The organism is Bordetella genomosp. 11, assembly GCF_002261215.1.
Lineage (GTDB): Bacteria > Pseudomonadota > Gammaproteobacteria > Burkholderiales > Burkholderiaceae_B > Bordetella_C.
This window is the reverse complement of the sequence record NZ_NEVS01000001.1, coordinates 1,346,408-1,369,714: the sequence shown is the minus strand read 5'-3', so window position 1 is coordinate 1,369,714 and position 23,307 is coordinate 1,346,408. Positions and strand designations below refer to the sequence as shown.

18 protein-coding genes are annotated in these 23,307 nt (G+C 67.3%); 3 read left to right on the top strand and 15 right to left on the bottom strand.

The window, feature by feature from the left end:
- Positions 1–4: 4 nt before the first annotated feature.
- The 12 genes from CAL28_RS06140 to CAL28_RS06085 form a co-directional block, all read right to left on the bottom strand.
- The gene (locus tag CAL28_RS06140) at positions 5–1,381 is read right to left on the bottom strand and encodes an MFS transporter (RefSeq protein ID WP_094840453.1); all 1,377 of its coding nucleotides are present in this window, start codon (positions 1,379–1,381) and stop codon (positions 5–7) included.
- Between the two features lie 34 nt (positions 1,382–1,415).
- Positions 1,416–3,128 carry a GMC family oxidoreductase gene (locus CAL28_RS06135; protein WP_094840452.1) on the bottom strand — a complete coding sequence of 571 codons (1,713 nt, stop codon included), beginning with the start codon at positions 3,126–3,128 and terminating at the stop codon, positions 1,416–1,418.
- A gap of 4 nt (positions 3,129–3,132) precedes the next feature.
- On the bottom strand, positions 3,133–3,939 hold the full coding sequence (locus CAL28_RS06130) for an enoyl-CoA hydratase/isomerase family protein (RefSeq protein ID WP_254926002.1): 807 nt from the start codon (positions 3,937–3,939) through the stop codon (positions 3,133–3,135).
- Positions 3,936–4,574 (bottom strand): UbiX family flavin prenyltransferase, encoded by a 639-nt coding sequence (locus CAL28_RS06125; RefSeq protein ID WP_094840450.1) that lies wholly within the window; start codon positions 4,572–4,574, stop codon positions 3,936–3,938. The genes CAL28_RS06130 and CAL28_RS06125 overlap by 4 nt, the downstream gene beginning before the upstream one ends.
- Entirely contained in the window at positions 4,571–6,019 is a 1,449-nt protein-coding gene (locus CAL28_RS06120) for a UbiD family decarboxylase (protein WP_094840449.1), read from the bottom strand. Before CAL28_RS06120 ends, CAL28_RS06125 begins: the two co-directional genes overlap by 4 nt.
- A gap of 41 nt (positions 6,020–6,060) precedes the next feature.
- Positions 6,061–7,659, bottom strand: a complete 1,599-nt coding sequence (locus CAL28_RS06115; RefSeq protein ID WP_094840448.1) for an AMP-binding protein — start codon at positions 7,657–7,659, stop codon at positions 6,061–6,063.
- A gap of 3 nt (positions 7,660–7,662) precedes the next feature.
- Positions 7,663–8,187 carry a (2Fe-2S)-binding protein gene (locus CAL28_RS06110; protein ID WP_094840447.1) on the bottom strand — a complete coding sequence of 175 codons (525 nt, stop codon included), beginning with the start codon at positions 8,185–8,187 and terminating at the stop codon, positions 7,663–7,665.
- On the bottom strand, positions 8,184–9,002 hold the full coding sequence (locus tag CAL28_RS06105) for an FAD binding domain-containing protein (RefSeq protein ID WP_094840446.1): 819 nt from the start codon (positions 9,000–9,002) through the stop codon (positions 8,184–8,186). The genes CAL28_RS06110 and CAL28_RS06105 overlap by 4 nt, the downstream gene beginning before the upstream one ends.
- The gene (locus CAL28_RS06100; RefSeq protein ID WP_254926001.1) at positions 8,999–12,001 is read right to left on the bottom strand and encodes a xanthine dehydrogenase family protein molybdopterin-binding subunit; all 3,003 of its coding nucleotides are present in this window, start codon (positions 11,999–12,001) and stop codon (positions 8,999–9,001) included. Before CAL28_RS06100 ends, CAL28_RS06105 begins: the two co-directional genes overlap by 4 nt.
- Positions 12,002–12,013: 12 nt before the next feature.
- Positions 12,014–12,988: a tripartite tricarboxylate transporter substrate binding protein gene (locus CAL28_RS06095; RefSeq protein WP_094840444.1), complete on the bottom strand. Its 975-nt coding sequence runs from the start codon at positions 12,986–12,988 to the stop codon at positions 12,014–12,016.
- A 74-nt stretch (positions 12,989–13,062) separates the two neighbouring features.
- Positions 13,063–14,553, bottom strand: a complete 1,491-nt coding sequence (locus CAL28_RS06090) for an aldehyde dehydrogenase family protein (protein WP_094840443.1) — start codon at positions 14,551–14,553, stop codon at positions 13,063–13,065.
- 13 nt (positions 14,554–14,566) lie between these two features.
- Positions 14,567–15,754 carry a mandelate racemase/muconate lactonizing enzyme family protein gene (locus CAL28_RS06085; protein ID WP_217906532.1) on the bottom strand — a complete coding sequence of 396 codons (1,188 nt, stop codon included), beginning with the start codon at positions 15,752–15,754 and terminating at the stop codon, positions 14,567–14,569.
- 360 nt (positions 15,755–16,114) lie between these two features.
- Between CAL28_RS06085 and CAL28_RS06080 the strand changes: the two genes are divergently transcribed.
- Positions 16,115–17,092 (top strand): tripartite tricarboxylate transporter substrate binding protein, encoded by a 978-nt coding sequence (locus CAL28_RS06080; RefSeq protein WP_094840442.1) that lies wholly within the window; start codon positions 16,115–16,117, stop codon positions 17,090–17,092.
- Positions 17,093–17,143: 51 nt separating this feature from the next.
- On the opposite strand, the gene CAL28_RS06075 is transcribed toward CAL28_RS06080, so the two are convergent.
- Positions 17,144–17,890 carry an IclR family transcriptional regulator gene (locus tag CAL28_RS06075; protein WP_094840441.1) on the bottom strand — a complete coding sequence of 249 codons (747 nt, stop codon included), beginning with the start codon at positions 17,888–17,890 and terminating at the stop codon, positions 17,144–17,146.
- 161 nt (positions 17,891–18,051) lie between these two features.
- Between CAL28_RS06075 and CAL28_RS06070 the strand changes: the two genes are divergently transcribed.
- Positions 18,052–19,311, top strand: a complete 1,260-nt coding sequence (locus tag CAL28_RS06070; protein WP_094840440.1) for a CaiB/BaiF CoA transferase family protein — start codon at positions 18,052–18,054, stop codon at positions 19,309–19,311.
- A 22-nt stretch (positions 19,312–19,333) separates the two neighbouring features.
- A complete protein-coding gene (locus tag CAL28_RS06065; protein WP_094840439.1) occupies positions 19,334–20,416 on the top strand; it encodes a TauD/TfdA family dioxygenase in 1,083 nt (360 codons plus the stop codon).
- Positions 20,417–20,561: 145 nt separating this feature from the next.
- Here the strand turns inward: CAL28_RS06065 and CAL28_RS06060 are convergent, their stop codons facing one another.
- Together CAL28_RS06060 and prpC are read right to left on the bottom strand one after the other, a co-directional pair.
- A complete protein-coding gene (locus tag CAL28_RS06060) occupies positions 20,562–22,013 on the bottom strand; it encodes a bifunctional 2-methylcitrate dehydratase/aconitate hydratase (protein WP_094840438.1) in 1,452 nt (483 codons plus the stop codon).
- Positions 22,014–22,042: 29 nt separating this feature from the next.
- A complete protein-coding gene (gene prpC, locus CAL28_RS06055) occupies positions 22,043–23,200 on the bottom strand; it encodes a bifunctional 2-methylcitrate synthase/citrate synthase (protein ID WP_094840437.1) in 1,158 nt (385 codons plus the stop codon).
- Positions 23,201–23,307 lie beyond the last annotated feature (107 nt).

The following is a 23,307-nucleotide window of genomic DNA, read 5'->3' as shown; positions in this document are numbered from 1 at the left end:
CGCGTCAGGCTCCCTGGCGTGCAGGCACGCTTTCCAGGCGCCCGATGGTTTCGGGCACGACAAGCGCGCCCAGCAGGAAGACCAGGCTGATGCCGCCTGTGAAGAAGGCCAGTGTCGTGGGCAGGGCCGCGGGCGTGGCCGAGGCCAGCGACACGGCCGTGGGCATCATGCCGCCGATGGCGAAGCCCAGGTTCCATGACAGGCCGGTTCCCGTGGCCCGTATCGCCGTTGGAAACCGTTCGTTCAGGAAGATCAGGATGGGCGCGTAGCCGGAACTGCCCAGCGCGCTCAGGATGATGGCGTACACGCCGATGGCGAGTGGACTTTGCGCGGACGGCAGCAGGTGATACAGGGCGGGCATCGCGAACAGCTGTATGACGCCCACCAGCAGGAACGTCCGCTTGCGGCCCAGATAGGTGCTGAGATGCCCCACGGCAATCGCGGCGATGACCACCGCCACGCTGCTGGCCATCAGGATGGCGGCCGCCACGCCGCCCGGCGCCTGGTTCACGACCTTGAGAAACGTGGGCAGGTAGCCGGAGGTCAGGTAGTACGCGCTGCCGCCGCCGATGGTCAGCAGCAGGTTCACGAAAAGAATGCCGCGGTAGTCAGGCGAGAACAGCGTGCGCAGCGGCGAAACCGGGATCTGCGTGGCGTGTTCGAGACGGGCCTGCGCCGCCCGCGCGGCCTTTTCCGCGGCCAGCTTCTTCCATAGCGGCGATTCCTCCAGGCGGTTGAAAATGAACACGCCCAGCACCGAGCTGATGATGCCGGTGAAGAACATGCAGCGCCATCCCCACTGGTCGAACTGCTCGCCCGGAAAGATCTCCGTCATGACCATATAGGTAAGCGAGGCCATCAAGGCGCCGATGCCCGCCCCGCCGCCGCCGATCAGTCCCGAGACCGCGCCGCGGTATCGCGGCGCGACGGACTCGGTGCCTATGGTATGCGTGGACGCCACCACGCCGCCGACGAATACGCCCTGCACCAGGCGCAGCACCACGAACAGCACCGGCGCCAGCAGCCCCACCTGCGCCACCGTGGGCAGCAGGCCGAATGCCGCGGTGGCGAGACCGACGCCGACCACGGCGACGATCATGGCCCCCTTGCGGCCCTTGCGGTCGGCGTAGGAACCGAATAGCGCGGAACCCAGCGGGCGCATCAGCAGCGTCACGGCGAAGGACGCGTACACCGCGGCCAGCGACAGCATCGCATGTTCCGACGGGAAGAACAGGCGGCCGACCACCGGCGCGACGAACAGCAGGACGAACAAATCGAACAGATCCAGGGCCCAGCCCAGGCAGGACGCAACGACCGCGCCCATGACCTGCCGGTTGCCCGCCGCCGGCTCGGCGGCCATGCGTTCCACTCCTATGGACATCGTTATCTCCTCTGGTTTTATGCATGCGCGCGATTCAGGTCGAACCGCGCGCCGCCTGCCGCGCCATCGCGTCGGCGATTTTCTCGGCGATCATGATCGTCGGGATATTGGTATTGGCGGACGGCAACGCGGGCATCAGCGATGCATCCACGACGCGCAGCCCGGACACCCCGTGCACGCGGCCCTGGACGTCGGTGACCGCGCCGGCGTCGCCGGCCCCGCCCATGCGGCAGGTGCCGCTGGCATGCCACACGCCGAAGACCTGACGGCGCACGAAGGCCGCCAGCGCCGAGGCATCCTCCAGGATGGCGGACATCGTCCGCCCCCCGTTGAAGAAGCGGCCGATCATGGCCCGTCGCAAGGGGGCTGGCGCATCCAGCAGTCCACCCGCCAGCCGGGTGAGCAGCGCATTGGCGCGGGTGTGGCGGCTCAGCGCCTTCACGCGCGGCGAAAATGCGGCGGGGAAGAAATCCCGCTCGTCGGCGGTCAGCGCCGATGCGCCGACGATGCCGGCCAGCAGGCGCACGCCAGCCGCCATCCGCGCGACGTCGCGTTCGTCGTCCAGCAGATTCAGCTCTACCTTGGGCGGCAAGTCCGGATCGGCCGATGCGAGCGTGACGCTGCCGCGCGAATACGGCCGGTTGCACCACAGGAAGAACAAGCCCAGCCGGTTGCCCAGGCCATGCCACGCCGCGCGGGTTGCGCTGGACAGGTACAGGTCGGAAGGCTCCGCGCCCGGAAGGCCCGAGGACAAACGCGCCGCCAGCATGCTGGCGCGGCGGCGGCTCAAGGGCATGCGCAGGCCCGGCGGCAGGAAATGGCAGAACGTCAGCGTGGGATGGTCCTGCAGATGGCGCCCGACACCCGGCAGATGGGCGACACAGTCCAACCCGAGCGCCGCCAGGGCCTCGCCATCGCCAATACCCGCCCGCATCAGCAGCGCCGGCGATTGCAGCGCGCCGGCACACACGATGACTTCGCGCGCCTCCAGCCGCAACGGCGTACCGGCGGCATCGACGGCATCCACGCCGGTGGCACGCGTCCCCGCCATGCGAAGGCGTCGCACGCGGGTACGCGAAAAAATGCGCAGATTGGGCCGCGCCCGCGTCGCCGCATCCAGGTAAGCGGTGGCCGTGCTCACGCGCCGGTCATGTTCATTGGAGAACGCCGCGGGGAAGTAGCCATCGCCGAACTCGGCGTTCTGGTCTTGCAGCGCCGCCAGGCCGCTGCGCTGCAAGCCTTGCGCGAATGCCTGGCAGAAAGGCGGCCAGTCGCCTGGGGCGATGCGACGGATGGCGATGGGGCCGTCCCCGCCATGCAGGGGATGCCCCGGAAAATCCAGATCGCGCTCCAGCTTGCGGAAGTACGGCAGCACGTCGTCCCAGCCCCAGCCGGCGGCGCCGGCAGCCGCCCAGCCGTCGTAGTCGCGCGGCAGTCCGCGGTTGGCGGATTGCACGTTGATGCTGGAGCCGCCGCCCATCACGCGTCCCTGCTCGTAGACACGCGGCGCGGCGCCACGCGTCGGCGTGGCCGCCAGCCCGGGCCAGATCCAGCGGTCGCCGCAGAAAACCGGCATGGGATAGCTATCGAGGATCTCCGCCGGCACGGCGCCGGGCGGGGTGTCCTCGCCCGCCTCCACGAGCGCGACGCGGCAGGCGCGCAGCGCGGACAGCCGATGCGCCAGCACGCAGCCGGCCGAACCGCCGCCCACGATCAGGTAGTCGAACGAACCGCCAACCGAAGACATCTTGCTAGCTGCCCCGGAACTTGGGCGCGCGCTTGCCGTGGAAGGCTTCCACGCCTTCGCGGAAATCGTCGCTGCTGCGCAGGCGGCTGTAGCAATGCCCTTCCAGTTCGATGGAGGCCGAGAGCGAGGCGTCCTCGGTGTCGTTCAACAGCTTCTTGGCGGTACGCTGCGCCAACGGCGAGAAGGTCAGCAGCTCGGCCACCAGCCGGTCGGTCGCCGCCTCCAGTTCGCCGTCGGGCACGACCTCGGTCGCCACGCCCCAGTCGTAGGCCTGGCGCGCGCCGATACGGCGCGAGCGCATGACGATGTCCTTGGTGCGCGTAATGCCCACCATCTTCTGCAGCCGCGCCGAACCGCCCGAGCCCGGGATCTGGCCCAGCTTCTGTTCCGGCAACGCATATTGCGCCGTCTCGCTGACGACGCGGAAGTCGCAGGCCAGCGAAATTTCGAAACCCACGCCGAAGCAATAGCCTCGCGCGGCGGCGATCACCGGCTTGGCGCAGCGCGCGGGCGCGGCGATATTCCAGGCCAGCTTGGACACGTGCTCGGGCGATGCTTCCAGAAAGCCCTTGATATCGCCGCCGCTGGAGAAGTGCTCTCCTTCGGCGCGCAGCACGATGACGCGCACGCGCGCATCTTCGTCCAGCGCTTCGAACACCAGGCGCAACTGGTCGCGCTGCGGCATGGAAACGATATTGAACGGCGGACGGGCCAGCACGATGTCGGCGCGCTGGCGGTCGGCGTCGATCTCGACGCGGAACCCGTCCAGCTGGGCGGGCAGGTCATGGGCGGGATGCTTGAGAGTCGTCACGGGTTTGCTCCTTCGGAATGGGAAAATCCGGATGCCGGCGCGGCGGCGGGCTTGCGCAGCCCTTCCCATCGCTCCAGCAGATCGTCATGGTGGATGCCGAACAGGTCCAGCACCCTTCCCACGGTATGGTTGACCACGTCGTCCAGCGTGGCGGGCTGGTTGTAGAACGCCGGCACGGGCGGGAAGACGATGCCGCCCATCTCGGTCACGCTGGTCATATTGCGCAGGTGCGCGAGGTTCAGCGGCGTTTCGCGCGCCAGCAGGACCACCCTGCGCCGTTCCTTGAAGGCCACGTCGGCCGCGCGGCTGACCAGGTTATCGGCCAGCCCCAGCGCAATGGCCGCCAGTGTCTTCATCGAACATGGCGCGACAACCATGCCTTCGGTGCGAAAGGATCCGCTGGCCACCGAGGCGCCGATGTCCTTGACGTTGTGCACGACATCGGCAAGATCCTCGATCTCGCCACGCTTGAGGTCCAGCTCCTGCGCCGCGGTCAACGCGCCGGAGTGGGACAGCACCAGGTGGCTCTCCCAGTCCGGGCAGCGGCGCAGGTACTGCAGGATGCGCACGCCGTAGATGGCGCCGCTGGCGCCGGTGATCGCCACGACCAGCCGTTTGCGAGGCGCCTTGCTCATCGATCGGACACCGCATTGAAGTCCACGCCGGCATCCGTCTCGATCCAGGATCCCAGATCGATCTCTTCCTCGCCGGGAATCCGGACCTTGGTGAACACGTGTTCGTGGTAGGACACGGGACGGGTGGCATCCAGTCCCATCTTGGCGCTGATGCCCTGCAAATGGGCGGGCACGGTATCGGCGCCCGCGCCGGCGGCCACCGTGGTCGACGGGTCCAGGACCGAACCCTGCGCGCCCGATATGACCACCAGATCGCGGTCGGCCTGGAAGCGCGTGGCCACGGCCCACTCCACCTGCCGCGGATCGTGTACCTCCACGTCCTCGTCCACCACCACGACCTGCTTGATGTCGTAGTGCGCGCCGAAGGCGCACAGGATGACGTTCTTGGGCTGGCCCTCATGCGTTTTGCGCAAGCGCACGAACAGGTGATAGCGCCCCACCCCGCCGATCGACAGGTGCACGTCGGACACGCCGGGGAAACTGCGCTGCAGGTGCGCCAGCAGCGTCGCTTCGCGCGGGATGGACCCCAGCAGCAGGTGTTCCATCTCGGCGGGAACAATAGTGTGGAATACCGGATCGCGGCGGTGGGTGACCAGGTCCACCGCGATCACTTCGCGCTGTTCGCGCGCGCTGTAATAGCGGGGGAACTCGCCGAACGGCCCTTCCGCTTCGCGCACGTCGTGCAGGATGCGGCCTTCGATGACGATCTCGGCGTCGGCGGGAACGTGGATATCGCTGGTCATGCAACGCGCGACCGGCAGGGGACGCCCCTGCAGCGCGCCCGCGATTTCCAGCTCGTCGTGGTCGATCGGCATAATGGCCTGCGAGGCCAGCAGCGTCAGTGGATCGGCGCCGATGACGATGGCCACCGACAGATCCTGGCCGCGCTTTTCGGCCTCTTTGTAGAAGGCATGCAAATGCCGCGGCAGCAGCAGGATAGCCATGCGGTCGCCCGCATGCACCTGGATGCGGTTGATCGAGACGTTCTGCACGCCCGTCACGGGATTGCGCGCGATGACCATGCCGGCCGTGATGTAGGGGCCGTTGTCGTGTTCGCTGTGCGTGGGCACGGGCAGCAGGGCGCGCACATCGGGGTCGCGATGCACGACCTGCTGGCAGGCCGCCTGCCCCGCCGGCACTTCTTCACAGGGCAGCGGCGCCTCGGCCGCGCGGCGGTAGGCCGCCAGCAGGCCGGATTCCGGCACGCCCATGGCCTCGGCGATCCACGCGCGGCGCGACATGAAGCCGGACACCACCGGCATCGGATGGCCGCCCGGCTGCTTGAAATAGGCAGCCTGCCGGCCGTCCAGTCTTTTGGCGATGGCCGCCACCTCGTGCTCCAGCGCGGCGCCGTCGCGGATGACGGCCATGCGCCCGGTGGCGGCCAGGTTGTTCAGCCACGCGCGCAGGTCGGTGTAGGGCGTAGCCGGGGTGGAAGTTGTCATGGAATGCAGCTCCGGGACGGATTAGGTTCGGTAATGCCGGGTCAGGCGGACTTGCCGCCGGCGGGCGCGGACGCGGCGGACGGTTCCGCGGATGCGGACGGCCCGGCCGCCGCGGCACGATCCGCGTCGTACTCGCCGGCGATCAGCTTGCGCCGCAGCACCTTGCCCACCGGCGATTTGGGTATGGCCTGCACAAAGACGTACTCGCGCGGGCGCTTGAAATTCAGCAGGTCGGATTGCCGGCAGTGGGCATCCAGCGCCGCCTCGTCCACCGGCGCATGCCGCTTGACGAACGCCACGACGCGCTGGCCCCAGCGTTCGTCGGGCAGCCCGGCGACCGCCACTTCGTCCACCGCCGGGTGCAGGGACAGGACCGATTCGATATCCACCGGCGATATGTTTTCGCCGCCGCTGATGATCATGTCGTCGACCCGGCCGGTCACGAACAGATCGCCGTCCTCGTCGATGTAGCCGGTGTCTCCGGTGCGATACCACCCGTCCAGCATGGACTTGGCATTGGCATCCGGGCGGTTCCAATAGCCTTCGAAGGCTTCGTCGCCCATCAGGTCGGCGATGATTTCGCCTTCTTCGCCGCGCGGCGCGATGGCGTCGGGCGACGATGCGCCCAGCCGCATGACGCGCAGGCGCGTGTTGATGCCCGCCCTGCCCGCGCTGCCCGGCTTGCGCGACGCGTCGGGATCCACGGCGCAGGTGTAAACCTCCGAAGACCCGTAGTGGTTGACGAACAGCTCGGGCGCGAAGACCGCCTTCAGGCGCTGCAACAGGGCGTCGTGCATGGGCGCCCCGGCAAAGCCCAGCTTGGTCACCGACGATACGTCGCCGCCATGCCGTTCGCGATGCGCCAGCATATCGTGGTACAGCGTCGGCACCAGGTACAGGCAGGTCAACCGGTGTTCGGCGATTGCCGCCAGCGCCAGCCCGGTATCGAATTTCGGCAGGCAGGCGAACAGGCCGTCCACCATCGCCATCGACAGCAGCGAACGCACCCCCATGGTGTGGTACAGCGGCATCACGCCCAGCGTGCGTTCGCCGCGCCGATACAGGTTCTGCGCGACATGCGCCAGCGCGGCGGCGCGCTCGTGGCGGTGGCGGCGCGGCACGCCCTTGGGCTTGCCGGTCGTACCGGACGTGTACAACATCAGCGAGAAATCGTCCGCCTGCGCCTGCGGCACCAGCGCCGCGCCCGCATGCGCGGCAAGCAGCGCCTCGAAGGTGACCAGGGCGCCCGGGGCTCCGCCGGCCGCCACTTTGGGCAGGCTGGCGGCGGCCGGGCTGCCCAGCACGGATTCGGCGCTGACCGGTTCGTAGAACACCGCGCGCACCTGCGCATCGCGCGCGCAATACTCGACCTCGTCGGGTTTCGCGCGCCAGTTCAGCGGCGTGACGACGATGCCCTTGAACTGGCATGCCCAATGCAGCGTCGCCATCTCGAAGCGGTTCTGCAATACCGCCAGCACGCGGTCGCCGCGCCGCAATCCCAGCGCATCCAGGCCCGCCGCGAGCGCGGCGATGTCGGCGTGCCATAGCCCATAGGTGCGCACGAGCGTCCCGTCGGCGATTGCCGGCGCGTCGGGGCTGCGCTCAACGCTTTGCAGAAAAGTTCTACCGAGATCCAGCATGCCTTACTCCCCCTGGGGCGATTCGGGTGCGCCCGCCGCGCGCCGCACGGCGGCGGTTTCCATGACCGCGTTGACGATATTGGTGTAGCCGGTGCAGCGGCAGAGATGACCGGACAGCATGTCGCGCACATCCTGCTCGGTCGGGTCGGGCTGGCGGCGCAGATAGTCCTGGCAGGACATCAGGATGCCCGCCGTGCAGAAGCCGCATTGCAGGGCGTGATGGCGGCGAAAGGCCTGCTGCAGGTCGTTGAGCATGCCGTCGGCATCGGCCAGACCCTCCACCGTATCGACCTGGCGGCCCTCTATCTGGACCGCCAGCGTCAGGCAGGCGCGCGAGGCGACGCCGTCGATCAAGACGGTGCAGGCGCCGCAGACGCCGTGTTCGCATCCCACGTGCGTGCCGGTCGCGCCGAGTTCGTGCCGCAGGAAATCCGACAGCAGCATGCGCGGCGGGCAGGCGCCGCGGCGCGGCGTTCCATTGAGGACCACGTTCAGCACGTGCTCACGATCGTGTTCGAGTCTTTTCATGCCATCACCTTGCGCAGGACGCCGGCGCCCAGGCGCCGCACCAATTGGCGGCGAAAGGCCGCGCTGACGTGGGGGTCGTCCTGCGCGCCCAGGTCCCACGCGAAATCGTTGACGGCCGCTTCCAGTTCCTTGCCGTCCAGGCGCGGCCAGCGCCGCGCCATCGGCCGGTCGGCGACCCCGCCCACGGCCAGCGTGATCCCGCCCGCATCGGCCAGCGCCGCCACGGCCACCAGCGCGAAATCGCCGTGCCGCGCCGAGAACTCGTCGAACGCGTAACGCGTTCCCGCCCGGGCCAGCGGGAACCGCACTTCCTCGATCAGCTCTTCGGGGCCGCGCGCGGTCATCAGCATGCCCTGGAAGAATTCGGCGGCCGGCAGGGTCCGGCGCCGCCGCCTGCCGCGCAGCACCACCTGGCCTTCCAGCGCGGTCAGCACCAGGGGCAGCTCGGCGCTGGGGTCGGCGTGCGCGACCGATCCGCATACCGTGCCGCGGTTGCGGATCTGGAAGTGCGAGATGAAGGGAAACGCCTGCGCCAGCAGGGGCACCGCGTCGGCCAGGCCGGTGCGCCACTCCACGCTGGCCTGCGTGGCCGCCGCGCCCACGGCCAGGCAGCCGTCCTGCTCGCGCACGTAATCGAGGTCGCCGGCGCGGGATATATCGATCAGCGCCGCCGGCTGGGCGAGCCGCATGTTCAGTACCGCCATCAAGGACTGCCCGCCCGCCAGGATGCGGCCATCGCTGCCCAGTTGCGCCAGCGCGTCCACGGCGTCCTGCGCCGATTCGGCGCGGATATAGTCGAATGCCTGTGGTTTCATTGCCGCGACTCCCGGCGGCCCAACAGGCGCCGCCACCAAGAAGGGCGCTTGCCTCCGCCCGCCTGCTGCCCCAGTTGTTCGAACAGCTGCCGCAGGACGACGCGCGCCGCGCCCTCCAGCATGCGGCTGCCCACCGCGGCAACCTTGCCGGACACCTGGGCCTCGTAGTCGTAGGTCAGCCGGGTGCCGGCGCCTTCCGCGTGCAGCGTGACCAGGCCGCTGCCCTGGGCGGTGCCCACGCTGGAAAGGCCGGTGCCGGCCAGCCGCAGGCTGCGCGGCGGATCCAGCTCGGACAGCGCGACCTCGGCCGCATAGCGGGCCTTGATCATGCCCACGCCCACGGTGACGTCGGCGCGATAGCGATGCTCGCCGATCGGCGTAAGGGCATTGCAGCCGGGGATCACCCTGGCGAGCGCCTGCGGATCCAGCAGGACGGCAAACACCTTGTCCGGCGGCGCGTCCAGGCGTACCTCGCCCTGCGCGGACAAGGAACGGCCGGCACGTTCGCCGCCTTCGCGGGCCTGCCCCGCCGGCACATGTCCGCTGGATGGCGGCGGATCCTGCACGCCGATCAGGTCCATCACGCGCGCCGGCGTCAGCGGCAGGGTCACATCGTCCACGCCCAGCGCGTCGGCCACGGCATTGGCGATGCATACGGGCGTGCTCATATTGTTGCCCTCGCCCAGGCCCTTGGCGCCCAGCGGCGTGAAAGGGCTGGGCGTCTCCATGTGCAGGATGACCGGTTCGGGCACCTCGCAGGTCGTGGGCACAAGGTAATCGGCGAAGGTGCCGGACAGGAAGCTGCCGTCCGGCCCGTATCGGAATTCCTCCATCAAGGCCGCGCCCAGGCCTTGCGCGAACGCGCCGCGTATCTGGCCGTCGGCCAGGGCCGGATTCAGGATGCGGCCGGCATCGTGCGTGGTCACATAGCGGTCGATGCGCACGCGCCCCGTATCGCGATCGATCTCCACCGCGCAGACGTCGAAGGCGAAGCCGTAGGTGGCCGACGTATTGATGCGGTCCTTCCCGTCGGGCGGGGTCAGCGATTCGGGCGACCAGAACACGGTCTCCCGCAGTCCCGGCTCGATGTCCTTGGGCAGCAGGCCGGGCGCCCAGTGCGGATTCGCGGCCAGGCGCGTGAACGGCACGGCGGCCTGCGGCGCATGGCGCGGCGCGATCGTGCCGTCGCGGAACACGATGTCGCCGGGCGCACAGTCCATTTGCGCCGCCGCGATGGTGGCCAGCTTGTCGCGCAGCCGGCACGCCGCCAGGTGCACCGTCCCGGCCACCGCGCCCGCGAAGCGGCTGGAATAATTGCCCGCGGCCACCGACCAGGCATCTTTCTGCGTATCGAACTCGACGCTGACCATGATGGCATCGGGATCCACCCCCAGCACGTCGGCCACGACCTGCGCGCAGACGGTGCGATGGCCCTGCCCCGCGGGCGCGGATGCGATCACGACGCCGACCCCGCCCAGCGGGTCCACCGACACGGTTGCCGCGGCGATGCCGCCGTTCTTGGGCCCGGCCTTGTCGCGCGCTTCGCGCGGCATCACCGTGGTGATATAGCCCATATTGGAAATCGAGGGCTCGACAATGGCGGCGTAGCCGATGCCGTACAGCCCGCCGCGCGCGCGGACTTCCTCGCGCCGCGCGTACAACGCTTCCAGGCCGCCCTGCCGCCACGCCAGGTCCAGCGCGCCGTGGTAGTCGCCGGAATCGATCAGCGCGCCCGCGGCGGCGCGATAGGGGAAGGCATCCCGGCCGATGAAGTTGCGGCGATACAGCTCCAGCGGGTCCAGCGCCAGCTCGCCCGCGATACGCTGCATCAACCGCTCCAGCGCGAAGTACACCTGGGGTCCGCCGAACCCGCGCACCAGGCCGGCCGGGGTCTTGTTGGTCAGCACCACGCGATTGCGCACGGCCAGGTTGGGGATGTCGTACGCCCCCGTCAGGCAGCCATGCATCCGATAGAAAGTCGCCGGTTCGGGGGCGCGCAGATAGCCGCCGCAATCGTCGTACTGGTCATAGGACAGCGCCTGGATGCGCCCATCCGCCGACACCGCCGCCTCGATGTGGCACAGCCGCCCGGTGGCCGAGGTGGCGCCGGCCAGATGCTCCAGCCTGTCCTCCACCCACTTGACCGGCGCGTTGGCCTTGCGCGCGGCCAGGCACATCAGTACCGCATATGGAAACACCGCCTGCTTGACGCCGAAACTGCCCCCCGAATCGGCGAAGGTACGATGCCGCAGCCGGTTGCCCGGCACCTTCAGCGCCAGCGCCATGACGGTATGCAGGGAGAACGGCCCCATGAAATTGGAGCGGACGTCGTAGCCGTCCTGCGCGGACACATATTCCGCGATCACCACGGCGCACTCGATGGGCGTGCAGGAATTGCGCGGGTAGCGCACGGTCAGGCCGATGCGATGGTCCGCGCCGGCGAAGGCGGATTCCGGATCGCCATAGCGGAAAGAGCGGTCGCTGACGATATTGCTTCCCACCTTATCGTGCAGCACGGCCGCGTCGGCGGCGATCGCGTCCTCGATGGACACGGCGGCCGGCAGCGGCTCGTATGCCACGTCCACCAGGTCCACGCCATCCTCGGCCGCGTAGCGCGACTCGGCGATCACTACCGCCACCGGCTCGCCGACGTAGCGCACCTTGTCCATCGCCAGCGCCCACTGCTCCATCGGCTGCTTGACGCCCACGACGAAGGGCCGCGACCAGCCCGCCACGTCGTCGGGCGTGAGCACGGCCCGCACGCCGGGCAGCGCCATGGCGCGCGCGCCATCGACACGCGTCACGCGGGCGTGGGCATGCGGGGAACGCACGATTGCCGCATGCAGGGTGCCGGCATGCGTGGCGGCATCGTCGCCGTACTGGCCGCGCCCGGTCAGGATGGCCTGGTCCTCCACGCGCATGCGGGGTGATCCCACGTGCGCGCGCGGCGCCGTTTCGTCCATCGCGGCCGTGTCCCGAGTTTCAGCCCTGGCGTCCATGCACTGCTCCCGTCATTCCGCCTGTATGCCCGCCGCCTGGATCACCTTGGACCACTTCGACATCTGGGCATCGAAAAACTGGCGGAATTCCTCCAGCGATCCCCCCACCGGCTCCACCCCTTGCTCGGCGAATATCTTGCGTACGTCCGGCGCCTGCAGCGCCTTGTTCAACTCGGCGTTCAGGCGCTCCACGATGGGGCGCGGCGTGCCCGCCGGGGCGGCCAGCCCGTACCAGACGGAAACCTCGAAACCGGGGTAGCCCTGTTCGGCCACCGTCGGCACGTCCGGCGCCAGCGGCGAGCGCTTCGCGCTGGTGACACCCAGCGCGCGCATCTTGCCGGCCTTGATGTGCGGCAGCACATTCGGCGTGTTGTCGAACATCGTGTCGACCTGGCCGCCCAGCAGATCCGTGACCATGGGCGCGCTGCCCTTGTACGGCACCTGCACCAGCCGGATGCCGGCTTCCTCCTGGAAGTAGGCCATGGTCAGGTGATTCGACGTGCCGGTACCCGCGGTGGCGTAGTTCAGCTTGCCCGGCTGCGCCTTGGCCCGCTTGACGAGGTCCGCCAGCGACTGCACGGGCGAGGACGCCTTCACCACCAGGAAGTTCGGCGTTTGCGCGCCGACGATGATGGGCTCGAAGTCCTTCTTCGCGTCATACGGCAGCTTGCGATACAGGAACTGGTTGGACACCAGCGGGAATCCGACGATGACCAGGGTGTAGCCATCCGGCGCCGCGCGGGCGCCCGCCTCCGTACCGATCACCGTGCCCGCGCCCGGCTTGTTCTCGACAATGAAAGGCTGTCCCATCGCCTCCTGCAGCTTCTTGGCGAAGACGCGCGCCATGGTGTCGTTGAAGCCGCCCGGCGTATACGGCACGATGATGCGCACGGCCTTGTCCGGATATCCGGCATGCGCCGGCCCCGTCATCGCGGCCGCGGCCGTCAATGCCGCCGTTGCCAGGCATTTCCCCAGTTTTCTTATCATCCTTGTCTCCACGTTTTTACGTTGTCATTCGCGAGCCGGGCCATCCGGATACCGGGTGGCGCCGGCGCCGCGCCTTAGCGGGCAGGCTGCCCGCCGTCCAGCGCACGCGGCGCGACCACGCCGGCGTCCTGGTAGATGTGCTTCACTTCCGTGAAGTCGATCAGTGCGTCGTAGCCGTGCAGGCGGCCCAGGCCGCTGCGCCGGTAGCCGCCGGTCTCGGCTTCGGCATACAGCTTGTTGTGATCGTTGATCCATACCGTGCCGTTGCGCAGCGCCCGCGCCACGCGCATGGCGCGCGCCCCATCATGCGTCCATACGCTGGCCGACAAGCCGAACTCCGTATGGTTGGCGCGCGCGACCGCCTCGGCCTCGTCCTGGAATGTCTCCAGCACCAGCAAAGGCCCGAAGATTTCCTCCTGGATAAAGAAGGCACCGGTGTCGCGGTGCGCCACCAGCGACGGCGACATGAAGCAACCCGCGGCCAGTTCGCCGCCCGGGCGCTGCGCCGCCAGCACGACTTCGTCGGCGCATTGCTGGGCCTGCTCCACGCGCGCCCAGACCTGCTCCCGCGCGGCTTCGTCGATCAGCGGTCCCATTTGCGCCTGCGGCTGCATGCCCGGACCCAGGCGGATCGCCGCGAGGGCCTCCCGCAAGGCGCGTTTCATCGCGTCGTAACGCGATGCATGCACCAGCACCCGGCGCGCGGCGGTGCACTGCTGTCCCGAGATAATCGTCGCGGCGGCCGCCAGCCGGGGCGCGGCCCAGTCCGGGTCGATGTCCTCGAACACCAGGCAGCACGATTTACCGCCCAGTTCGAGCGACAGCTTCTTCATCGTGGGCGCGGCCGCGGCCATGATGCGCTGTCCCACCTCGTTCGACCCGGTAAAGCTGATGACGTCCACATCGGCGGAAGCCACCAGCGTCCGCGCCACGTCGCTGCCGGTCTCCGTCAGCATATTGACCACCCCGCCGGGCATATCCGCATCCTCGGCAAGCGCGGCGATGATGGCCGCGCTCAGGCCCGCCGTCTGCCACGCGGGCTTGACCACCACGCTGCAACCGGCCGCCAATGCCGGGGCCAGGGCGCGCACCAGCAGCACCGCCGGCGCATTCCAGGGGATGATCAGGCCGGCCACGCCGGCCGGCTCCTTGATCAAGGTAGAGAACACGCCCGGCTCCACTTCGAAGGCATGCCCGGGGATGTAGCGCGCCAATCCGGCGTAGTACCTGATTTCCGAAATCGCCGCCGCGATCTCGCCGCGGGACTGCGCCAGTACCTTGCCGTTCTCGCGGGTCAGGGCTCGCGCCAGCGCGTCGGCCCGCGTCTCCATGCGATCGGCCCAGCGCAGCAACGTCATCTGCCGCACGCGCGGGCTTTGCGCCCAGGCCGTGGCATCGAAGGCGCGGCGCGCGGCGGCGATGGCATCGCGCGCGTCCGCCTCGCCGCTTTCGGCGAAGCTGCCCAAGGCCGTGCCGTCGGCGGGATCGCGGCGCCGGCCGCTTTCACCGGCGGCTGCCCGCACCCATTGCCCGCCGATCAGGTTCTTGCCTTCGCTATCTGCCATGTGTGTTGCTCGCTCAGACATACGCCGGGCCTTCGATGGCCGGATGCGCGGCGATGAAGGCCTCGTCGACCTCCACGCCGATACCGGGCTTGTCCGACGGACGGACGCATCCATCCGTATCGAGGGTGAAAGCGCGGTCCACCAACGCGTCGCGGAACAGATTGCCCTTGGACACATCGGCCTCGAAGTACCCGGCGTTGTCGATGGCGGCGAGCACGTGCACGGTCGCCGCCATGTTGATGCCGGTCATGGACGAATGGATATGGATGGGAAGCTTGCGCACCGATGCCATGGCGGCGATGCGCAGGGTCTCGGTGATACCGCCGGTTTTCGAGAGGTCCGGCTGCCATATCGTGACGTTGCGCTCGTCGAACAGCCGCTCGAACTCGAAGCGGGTGTAGTGGTTCTCGCCCGCCGCCAGCGGCAGGCGGCCGAAGCGGCGGGCCTGCGCGTAGCTGGCCGCGTCGTGGGCGGGAAACGGCTCTTCCAGCCAGCCGATGTTCAATTCGTCCAGCACCGGCATGACGGCACGCGCGTCATCGACGCGGTAGGCGGCATTGGCATCCGTCAGGATGGCGATGTCCTCGCCCAGTGCCTCGCGCACGGCGCGCACCCGCGCAAGGTCGCGCTGCACGGTATCGCCCAGCCGCAGCTTGACGGCGCGGTAGCCAGCTTCGACATGGCGCCTGGCCTCCGCCACCAGCGCCTGCGGATCCTGCCAGCCCAAGGCCACCCCGCCCGCATAAGCCGGAATCGCGCGCCGCGAGCCGCCCAGCAGGCGGTAAAGCGGCCAGCCCACCGCCTTGCCGCGGATATCCCACAAGGCCATATCCAGGCCGCTCATCGCGATGGCAGCGCCGGCGCCCAGGCCATGGCTGGCCAGCTGGCGTTCATAAATGCGCTGCCACACGCCCACGGTGTCCGTGGCGTCCATGCCCAGCACCATGGGCTTCAAGGCGCTGTTGATGAAGTGCGCCACGGTGGTGTGCGCGCGGCCGTGATGCGATTCGCCGTATCCGACCAGGCCGCCGGCCGTGGTCACCTTCACGATGACCGCGTCGCGCTTGACCGCCCGCCCCACGCCCAGCGTGACGCTGTTCTGCGCGGGCACGGGGAAAGAGACGGCATGGGCCTCGATGTCCCGTATCGCCAGCTCCGATGGCGAAGCCGATGCGCCCGGCGCGCGGTGGGTCTCCTGCATCCTCGTCTCCATTCCTTGTTTCTCGTGCCGTGCCGTTTGCCGGCCGGTCGTGTGAAGAAAGTCTAGGGAGGCGGGTATATCAGGTCAATTAATCTTTAATGATCATCAAAATCAGTTTTTATGATGATATGGCCATGCCATCGGTTGCCCTTGCATTGAAGGGGGGTCGGTTTCTCGTGTTCTCCATGCCCCGCTGCCCATGCAGCGTCGCGATGGTCCCTGTCCTGGCACATAAGTGTTACTGATGGAAAACGGCTCGCCGCGCGCCTCCCCCCAGCTGTTGAACGGTTTCTCGACAGCCGGGCGGCAAGCTCCTATACTGAAAATAGACATCATGTCTGAAAACGAGGAGACAAATAAATGAGAATGTCGATGCGGCAGGCGTGTGCCTGCCTGGCGAGCCTGTTGTCTATCCTGGGCGCCGGTACCGCACGCGCAGGCGATGCCCTGCCCGAGCTGATCAAGGTCATCGTGCCTTTCTCTCCCGGCGCCAGCAACGATGTATTCGGCCGTGCCCTCAGCGCGCGCCTGTCCAAGGAATTGGGGGTGAACGTTATCGTCGAGAACAAGCCGGGTGCCGGCGGTGTCATCGGCGCCGCGGAAGTGGCGCGCGCCAAGCCCGATGGCGCCACGCTGCTGTTCTCGTCGGTGTCCTTCGTGACCAATGCCGCCACCCAGGAGAAGCTTCCGTACGACGCGCTCAAGTCGTTCGAGCCCGTTGCGGTGGTCGCGCGCGGCGCCATGGTCCTGGTGGTCGGCAAATCGACGCCGTACACCAGCGTGCCGCAGTTCATCAAGGACGCGAAAGCCCGCCGCGGCAAGCTCAATTACGGCTCGGCCGGCATCGGCTCGATCGGCCAGATGGGTGCCGAATTGCTGAACATGGAAACCGGCGCCGATATGGTCCACGTGCCCTACAAAGGCATTTCCAATGCGGTCACCGACATGATAGGCGGGCGCCTGGAATCCATGATCACCACGCCCGCGTCGGTCAGCGGTCCCTTGCAGGCCAAGGAAATCCGGGTACTGGGAACGACCTCCACCACGCGGTCCCGCTTCTTCCCCGACGTGCCGACGATCGCCGAAACCGTACCCGGCTATTCAGTGGACGTGTGGTGGGGCATCTACGCGCCGGCGGGAACGCCCGTGGCCTACGTGGACAAGCTTAACGCCGCCATCCGCAAGGTCAGCGCCGAACCCGACATGCGCGAACTCTTCGCGCGCGAGGCCACCGAGCCGACCGGCATGGATCGCAAGGAAGCCACCGCGTACGTGGCATCCGAGTTGGCGAAGTGGCGCCGCCTGGCCAGCGAACGCCATATCGTGGCGCCCATGTAAATCATCCACGCCCCGTCCGCGCGTTGCGGCGGGCGTGGCGACAGCCGCCGCTCAGGAAGGGAGTTTGATCCCTTCGAGCTTGGCATAAGGCGGCGCATACATCGCGGCGTCGCCGCCCAGGTCGGCCGTCAGCCTGGCCGCCGCCGTCATCACCAGGGGCAGGGATTGATCGAACACCGCCTTATTGAATCGGAATAGCGGAATACCCAGCGACACCGCGCAGACCAGGCGTTGCCTGACACCGAATACGGGGCAGGCGATCGCGGCGCTTTCGGACTCGCGCTCCGCCAGCGAGACCGCGTAGCCGGCCTTGCGGATCCGGTCGTAGACAACGCCTTTTTCACCGCCGAAGGCCAGCAGCACTTTGCCGGCGGCCCCCTTGTACAAGTCGACGCGTTCGCCTTCGCGCACGTGCATCCGGACCGAACGCGGCTGCGCCATGCGATGCAGGCAGATCCGCTCGTTGTTTTCCCTTATGTAGATCGCCGCGGTTTCCTTGGTTTCGCGTATCAGTTCGCGCAGCACCGGCGCCGCGTAGTCCCATAAGCGGAAGGACTCCTGGTACAGCATGCCCAGGTAAAAGGGCGCGGGTCCGAGCATATAGCGGCCGTCCTCGAGCCGCTTGATGAAGCGGAACTGTTCGAGCGATTCGCAAATGCGCAGGATGGTGCTGTGGTAGAGCCCGGTGGCATTCATCAGGTCGGTCAAGGTCATGCCTTCGACGCTGTCTTCGAATGCCATCAGGATGGACAAGGCCCGGTTGACGGACGCGACGCCCGCGTCGGCGGCTTTCGCCATGATTGACTCCTAGGTTCCGGTGTAGCTACGAGGCGCGGACCCTATACCGCCTGGATCCGTGAAAACGCGCGGGGACGATGGAGACGCGCGTTCCTGAAGCGACGGACATTGTATATTCTGCAAAATAGACATTATGTCTATTTTCTTGGTAAGCTGGAAAAATGGAATCGACAACCACACATCGCGCATCGCTCAAGCGCAAGGATTTCTCCGCCCAGGCGCAGGGCCCGCTGCGCGGGCTGCGCGTCATCGACCTATCGCGGTTGGTCGCGGGCAACATGCTGACGTTGCAGCTGGCCGATTTCGGCGCCGACGTCATCAAGGTGGAGCCGCGCAACGGGGACACCCTGCGGGCATTCAAAACCGGGGGCGTCGAGGCGTTCTGGAAGGTCTATTGCCGCAACAAACGCAGCGTATGCATCGACTTCCGGCATGCGACGGGCATCGATCTGCTGCGCCGCATGCTCGACAAGGCCGATGTGCTCGTTGAAAGCTTTCGTCCCGGTGTGCTCGAAGAGATGGGCCTGGCGCCGGACACCCTGCATTCGAGCAACCCGCGCCTGGTGATCGTACGCATTTCAGGGTGGGGGCAAACCGGCCCGTTCAAGCGGCGCCCGGGCTTCGGCACCCTGGTCGAAGGCTACTCCGGTTTTGCCAGCATGAACGGCTTCGCGGATCGCGAACCGGTTCTGCCCCCCATGTTCCTGGGCGATATGACCGCGGGCCTGTATGGCGCGAGCGCCGTCATGACCGCCCTGTGGGAAGTCAGGGTCAACGGCGGCAAAGGCCAGGAAATCGACCTTTCGCTGTTCGAACCGATGATCTCGGTGCTGGGCCCGCAAGCCGCCAACTACCGCATCACGGGCAAGGTCAAAGCCCGCACCGGCAGCCGCTCCAGCACGACCGCGCCGCGCAATACCTACCGTACCGCCGACGGCCGCTGGGTCTGTGTGTCGACCTCCACGCAAACCATGGCGGCGCGCCTGTTCCGTGCCATCGGCCGCCCGGAAATGAACACCGATCCACGCTACAGCAGCAATGTGGCCCGCCTGGAGCACGTGGCGGAAGTCGACGCCATCGTGGCGGATTTCGTCGGGCAGCGCACCCTGGACGAAAACCTGCGCGTATTCGAGGCGGCCGACGTCACCGTCGGCCCCATCCATGACGCGTCCGATCTGCTTTCGGACGGCTACGTCATCGCGCGCGAGAGCCTGGTCGACGTGCGGGACGAAGAGCTGGGCTACATGCCCATGCACAACATCGTGCCGCGCCTCTCCGCCACCCCGGGCACCCTGCGCCGGCCGGCGCCGCGCAAGGGCCAGCACACCGCCGAATGCCTGACGGAACTGCTGGGTGAAATCGATCTGCGGCCGTTGGTCGACGACGGCGTCATCTTTCCCGAGGCGCCCCCGGCGGCCTGATTTGCTTAATGGAGACGAGCGAATGAGCATGATAGGAAAACCCATCGCTTCTCCGGGCGCCTGGAAGGGCCCGGAGATCGACTGGACGAAGGAAGGGTTGCATGTGCTGTCCGACGCGGAACAGCGCGAGATCGATCTGGCCCTCAAGCACCTGCTGGCGCAGGGCAACCTGGACTTCCCGGACATCACCCCCGAGAACTTCCCGCTGGACAAGGTTGGCGAGCTGATGCGCGGCTTGCCCGAGCGCCTGCGCCATGGCCGCGGCTTCCTGATGCTGCGCGGCCTGAATCGCCAGGCGTATACCGATGACGACATGACGCGCATCTACTTCGGCCTCGGCTCGTATCTGGGCAGGCCCATGACGCAGTCCTACCTGGGCGATATCCTGGGCCACGTCATGGACGTAAGCGACTACGAACCGAAGTCGCGCGGCTACCGCAAGGGCGGCGGCCAGCTGATGCATACCGATTCCTGCGACATCATCGGCCTGATGTGCCTGCGTTCCGCCGTCTCGGGCGGCGACAGCCGCATCGCCAGCGCGCTGGCGGTACACAACGAGATGGCCGAGCGCTACCCCGCACTGCTCGAGGTCCTGGCGCGCGGGCTGTTCCTGAAGCGCACCGACGAAGACGGCCGCCGCGCCACGCGTACCTTCAGCGCCGAACGCGTGCCCTTCTTTCATGAAGAAAACGGCGAAGTCACCTGCTACCTGCCCACGGGCTACGCCCGCCTCGCGGAAAAAAGCGGTCAGTGCGGCTACACGCCTGAAGAATCCGAAGCGCTGTATCGCGTGCGCAAGGTCGCGGCCTCGCCGGAGCTATACCTGGACATGGGTTTCAAGGAAGGCGATATCCAATTCCTGAACAACCGCATGATGGTCCACGGCCGCACCGACTACGTCGATGCCAAGCCGCTGGAGCAGCGCCGACATCTGCTGCGCCTGTGGTTCGAAGTGCCGAGCTGGCCCGCCATGCCGCAAAAGCAGGTTTTCCACACGGCCGAAGACCGGCGCCTGTGGAGCCAATACCGCAAGCCCCTGATCGAATTGCCGTCCATTCATTATCAGATGCTGCTGGAAGGCAAGCTCGGCGAGATGGTGGAGTAAGCCGTGCCCGGTATTGCCGGCGCGCCATCGAGCAGCCGGCAATGCCGCTTTCCCATGCGTCTCCAGGCAAAAGCGCGGCAGGCCGTCTGGCCTGCCGCGCTCAACCGCCTGGCACCGCCGGTTCGTGCCACCCGGCGGATACCTTCTAAATGACGTACAGATCCACGTACTCGTGGACCGGCATGGCTTCCAGCTTCTTCTGGTCGAGCGACACATCCAGGATGCGGTTTTGCTGCCGCGCCGGGAACTGGCGAGCCAGATTGGTGCGGAACTTGGCCTCCAGCAATGGGATGCCGTCCTGGCGGCGGCGCCGGTGCCCGATGGGATACTCGCACACCACTTCGCCCAGCGTGCTGCCGTCGTTGAACTCGATGGTCAGCGCGTTGGCGATCGAGCGCTTGTCCGGATCGTGATAGTCCCGCGTGAACGCAGGGTCCTCCACGCATTCGATCTTCTCGCGTAGCGCGTCGATGCGGGGATCGCGGGCGAACTCATCCTCGTAATCCGCCGCCGTCAGGTGGCCGAAGATCAGCGGCACAGCCACCATGTACTGGATGCAGTGATCGCGGTCCGCCGGGTTGTTCAGCGGGCCTTTCTTGTCGATGATGCGGATGCAGGCTTCGTGCGTGCGGATGGTGATCTTCTTGATGTCCTTGGCCTGCTTGCCCTGCGCGGCCATCTGCTGGTGCAGCTGCATCGCGCATTCCACCGCGGTCTGCGAATGGAATTCGGCGGGATAGGAAATCTTGAACAGCACGTTCTCCATCACGTAGCTGCCGTACGGGCGCTGGAACTTGAACGGCTGGCCCTTGAAAGAGACGTCGTAAAAGCCCCAGGTCTTGGCGGTCAGCACGGACGGATAGCCCATCTCGCCGGTGCGGGCGATCAGGGCCAGGCGCACGGCGCGGCTGGTGGCATCGCCCGCCGCCCAGCTCTTGCGGCTGCCCGCGTTCGGGGCGTGCCGATAGGTGCGCAGGCTTTGGCCATCGACCCAGGCCAGTGACACCGCATTGATGATCTCTTCGCGGCTCAGGCCCAGCATTTCGGCGACCACGGCCGTGGAGGCCACCTTGACCAGTACGACGTGGTCCAGCCCGACCTTGTTGAACGAGTTCTCCAGCGCGATGCAACCCTGGATTTCGTGGGCCTTGATCATGCCCGTCAGCACGGTGCGCATGCTCAGGGCGGGCTTGCCCGCGGCGACCGCGTTGCGCGACAGCCAGTCCGCCGTGGCCAGGATGCCGCCCAGGTTGTCCGACGGATGGCCCCACTCGGCGGCCAGCCAGGTGTCGTTGAAGTCCAGCCAGCGGATCATGGCGCCGATGTTGAACGCCGCCTGTACCGGATCGAGCTGGAACTGCGTGCCGGGCACCTTCGCCCCATTGGGCACCACCGTGCCGGGAACGATGGGCCCCAGCAGCTTGCGGCAGGCCGGATATTCCAGCGCTTCCAGCCCGCAGCCCAGCGTGTCGATCAGGCAGTTGCGCGCGGTCTCGTAGGCCAGCTCGCTCTTGATTTCATAGTTCAGGACGTAGTCGGCGATGTCGACCAGGACCTGGTCCGGCTGCGGCCGGACATTGGAGATATGCGAGGACATGATGTTGCCTTCCCGTTGCGTGAGGCGGATTACTTGCGCTTTTCCAGGGGGACGAATTTGCGGTCTTCCGGCCCCACGTAGTTGGCCGTGGGCCGGATGATCTTGTTGTCCACGCGCTGTTCGATGATGTGCGCGGCCCAGCCCGCCGTGCGGGCGATCACAAAGAGCGGCGTGAACATCGCCGTGGGCACGCCCATCTTGTGGTAGCTGACCGCGGAATACCAGTCCAGGTTGGCGAACATCTTCTTGGCGTCCCACATCACGCTTTCGATGCGTTCGGCGATGTTGTACAGATGCATGCTGCCGCTGTGCTTGGACAGCTTGTGCGAGATCGCCTTGATGACTTTGTTGCGCGGGTCAGAGACCGTATAGACCGGATGCCCGAAGCCGATGACCACTTCCTTGTTCTCCACGCGGCGGCGGATGTCCGCTTCGGCCTCGTCCGGCGTCTCGTAGCGGCTTTGCACTTCGAAGGCGACCTCGTTGGCCCCGCCGTGCTTGGGACCGCGCAGCGCGCCGATGCCGGCGGAGATCGCCGAATACATATCCGAACCGGTCCCCGCGACGACCCGGCAGGTGAAGGTCGAGGCATTGAACTCGTGCTCCGCGTACAGGATCAGCGAGCTGTGCATGGCCTTGACCCAGTCATCGCTGGGCTGCTCGCCGTGCAGCAGGTGCAGGAAATGGCCGCCAATACTGTCGTCGTCGGTCTCGACGTCGATGATGCGCCCATTGTGGCTGTAGTGATACCAATACAGCAGCGCCGAGCCCAGGCTGGCCATGAGGCGGTCGGCGATATCGCGCGCGCCCGGCTGATTGTGATCGTCCTTCTCCGGCAGGATGCAGCCGAGCACCGACACGGCCGTGCGCATCACGTCCATGGGATGGCTGGACGCGGGCAGGGCCTCCAGCGCAACCTGCAACTGCGCCGGCAGGCCGCGCAGCGCCCGCAGTTTGCGCTTGTAGGCTTGCAGTTCGGCTTTATTCGGCAGCTTGCCGTGGACCAGCAGGTGGGCGATCTCCTCGAACTCGCTGGTGTCGGCGATGTCCAGGATGTCGTAGCCCCGGTAGTGCAGGTCGTTGCCGCTGCGGCCCACCGTGCACAACGCCGTGTTGCCGGCCACCACGCCCGATAGCGCGACCGATTTCTTCGGCTTGAATCCCGTTGTAGCGCTTGCTTGGCTCACTTTGCCTCCTCCTGGTGTGACAAGGCCCCTGTCGGGGCCGGATTTACAGTCTACGCATCCCTGGTCGCCATGTCAGGTTCATCTACGTGAAGGTTGGTAAAGCGCGC

What these genes read in the sequence shown, in the direction of transcription:
- CAL28_RS06140 (WP_094840453.1), bottom strand. Translation starts at nt 1,381, where the DNA reads ATGTCCATAGGAGTGGAACGCATGGCCGCCGAGCCGGCGGCGGGCAAC.
- CAL28_RS06135 (WP_094840452.1), bottom strand. Translation starts at nt 3,128, where the DNA reads ATGTCTTCGGTTGGCGGTTCGTTCGACTACCTGATCGTGGGCGGCGGT.
- CAL28_RS06125 (WP_094840450.1), bottom strand. Translation starts at nt 4,574, where the DNA reads ATGAGCAAGGCGCCTCGCAAACGGCTGGTCGTGGCGATCACCGGCGCC.
- CAL28_RS06120 (WP_094840449.1), bottom strand. Translation starts at nt 6,019, where the DNA reads ATGACAACTTCCACCCCGGCTACGCCCTACACCGACCTGCGCGCGTGG.
- CAL28_RS06115 (WP_094840448.1), bottom strand. Translation starts at nt 7,659, where the DNA reads ATGCTGGATCTCGGTAGAACTTTTCTGCAAAGCGTTGAGCGCAGCCCC.
- CAL28_RS06110 (WP_094840447.1), bottom strand. Translation starts at nt 8,187, where the DNA reads ATGAAAAGACTCGAACACGATCGTGAGCACGTGCTGAACGTGGTCCTC.
- CAL28_RS06105 (WP_094840446.1), bottom strand. Translation starts at nt 9,002, where the DNA reads ATGAAACCACAGGCATTCGACTATATCCGCGCCGAATCGGCGCAGGAC.
- CAL28_RS06100 (WP_254926001.1), bottom strand. Translation starts at nt 12,001, where the DNA reads ATGGACGCCAGGGCTGAAACTCGGGACACGGCCGCGATGGACGAAACG.
- CAL28_RS06095 (WP_094840444.1), bottom strand. Translation starts at nt 12,988, where the DNA reads ATGATAAGAAAACTGGGGAAATGCCTGGCAACGGCGGCATTGACGGCC.
- CAL28_RS06090 (WP_094840443.1), bottom strand. Translation starts at nt 14,553, where the DNA reads ATGGCAGATAGCGAAGGCAAGAACCTGATCGGCGGGCAATGGGTGCGG.
- CAL28_RS06085 (WP_217906532.1), bottom strand. Translation starts at nt 15,754, where the DNA reads ATGCAGGAGACCCACCGCGCGCCGGGCGCATCGGCTTCGCCATCGGAG.
- CAL28_RS06080 (WP_094840442.1), top strand. Translation starts at nt 16,115, where the DNA reads ATGAGAATGTCGATGCGGCAGGCGTGTGCCTGCCTGGCGAGCCTGTTG.
- CAL28_RS06075 (WP_094840441.1), bottom strand. Translation starts at nt 17,890, where the DNA reads ATGGCGAAAGCCGCCGACGCGGGCGTCGCGTCCGTCAACCGGGCCTTG.
- CAL28_RS06070 (WP_094840440.1), top strand. Translation starts at nt 18,052, where the DNA reads ATGGAATCGACAACCACACATCGCGCATCGCTCAAGCGCAAGGATTTC.
- CAL28_RS06065 (WP_094840439.1), top strand. Translation starts at nt 19,334, where the DNA reads ATGAGCATGATAGGAAAACCCATCGCTTCTCCGGGCGCCTGGAAGGGC.
- CAL28_RS06060 (WP_094840438.1), bottom strand. Translation starts at nt 22,013, where the DNA reads ATGTCCTCGCATATCTCCAATGTCCGGCCGCAGCCGGACCAGGTCCTG.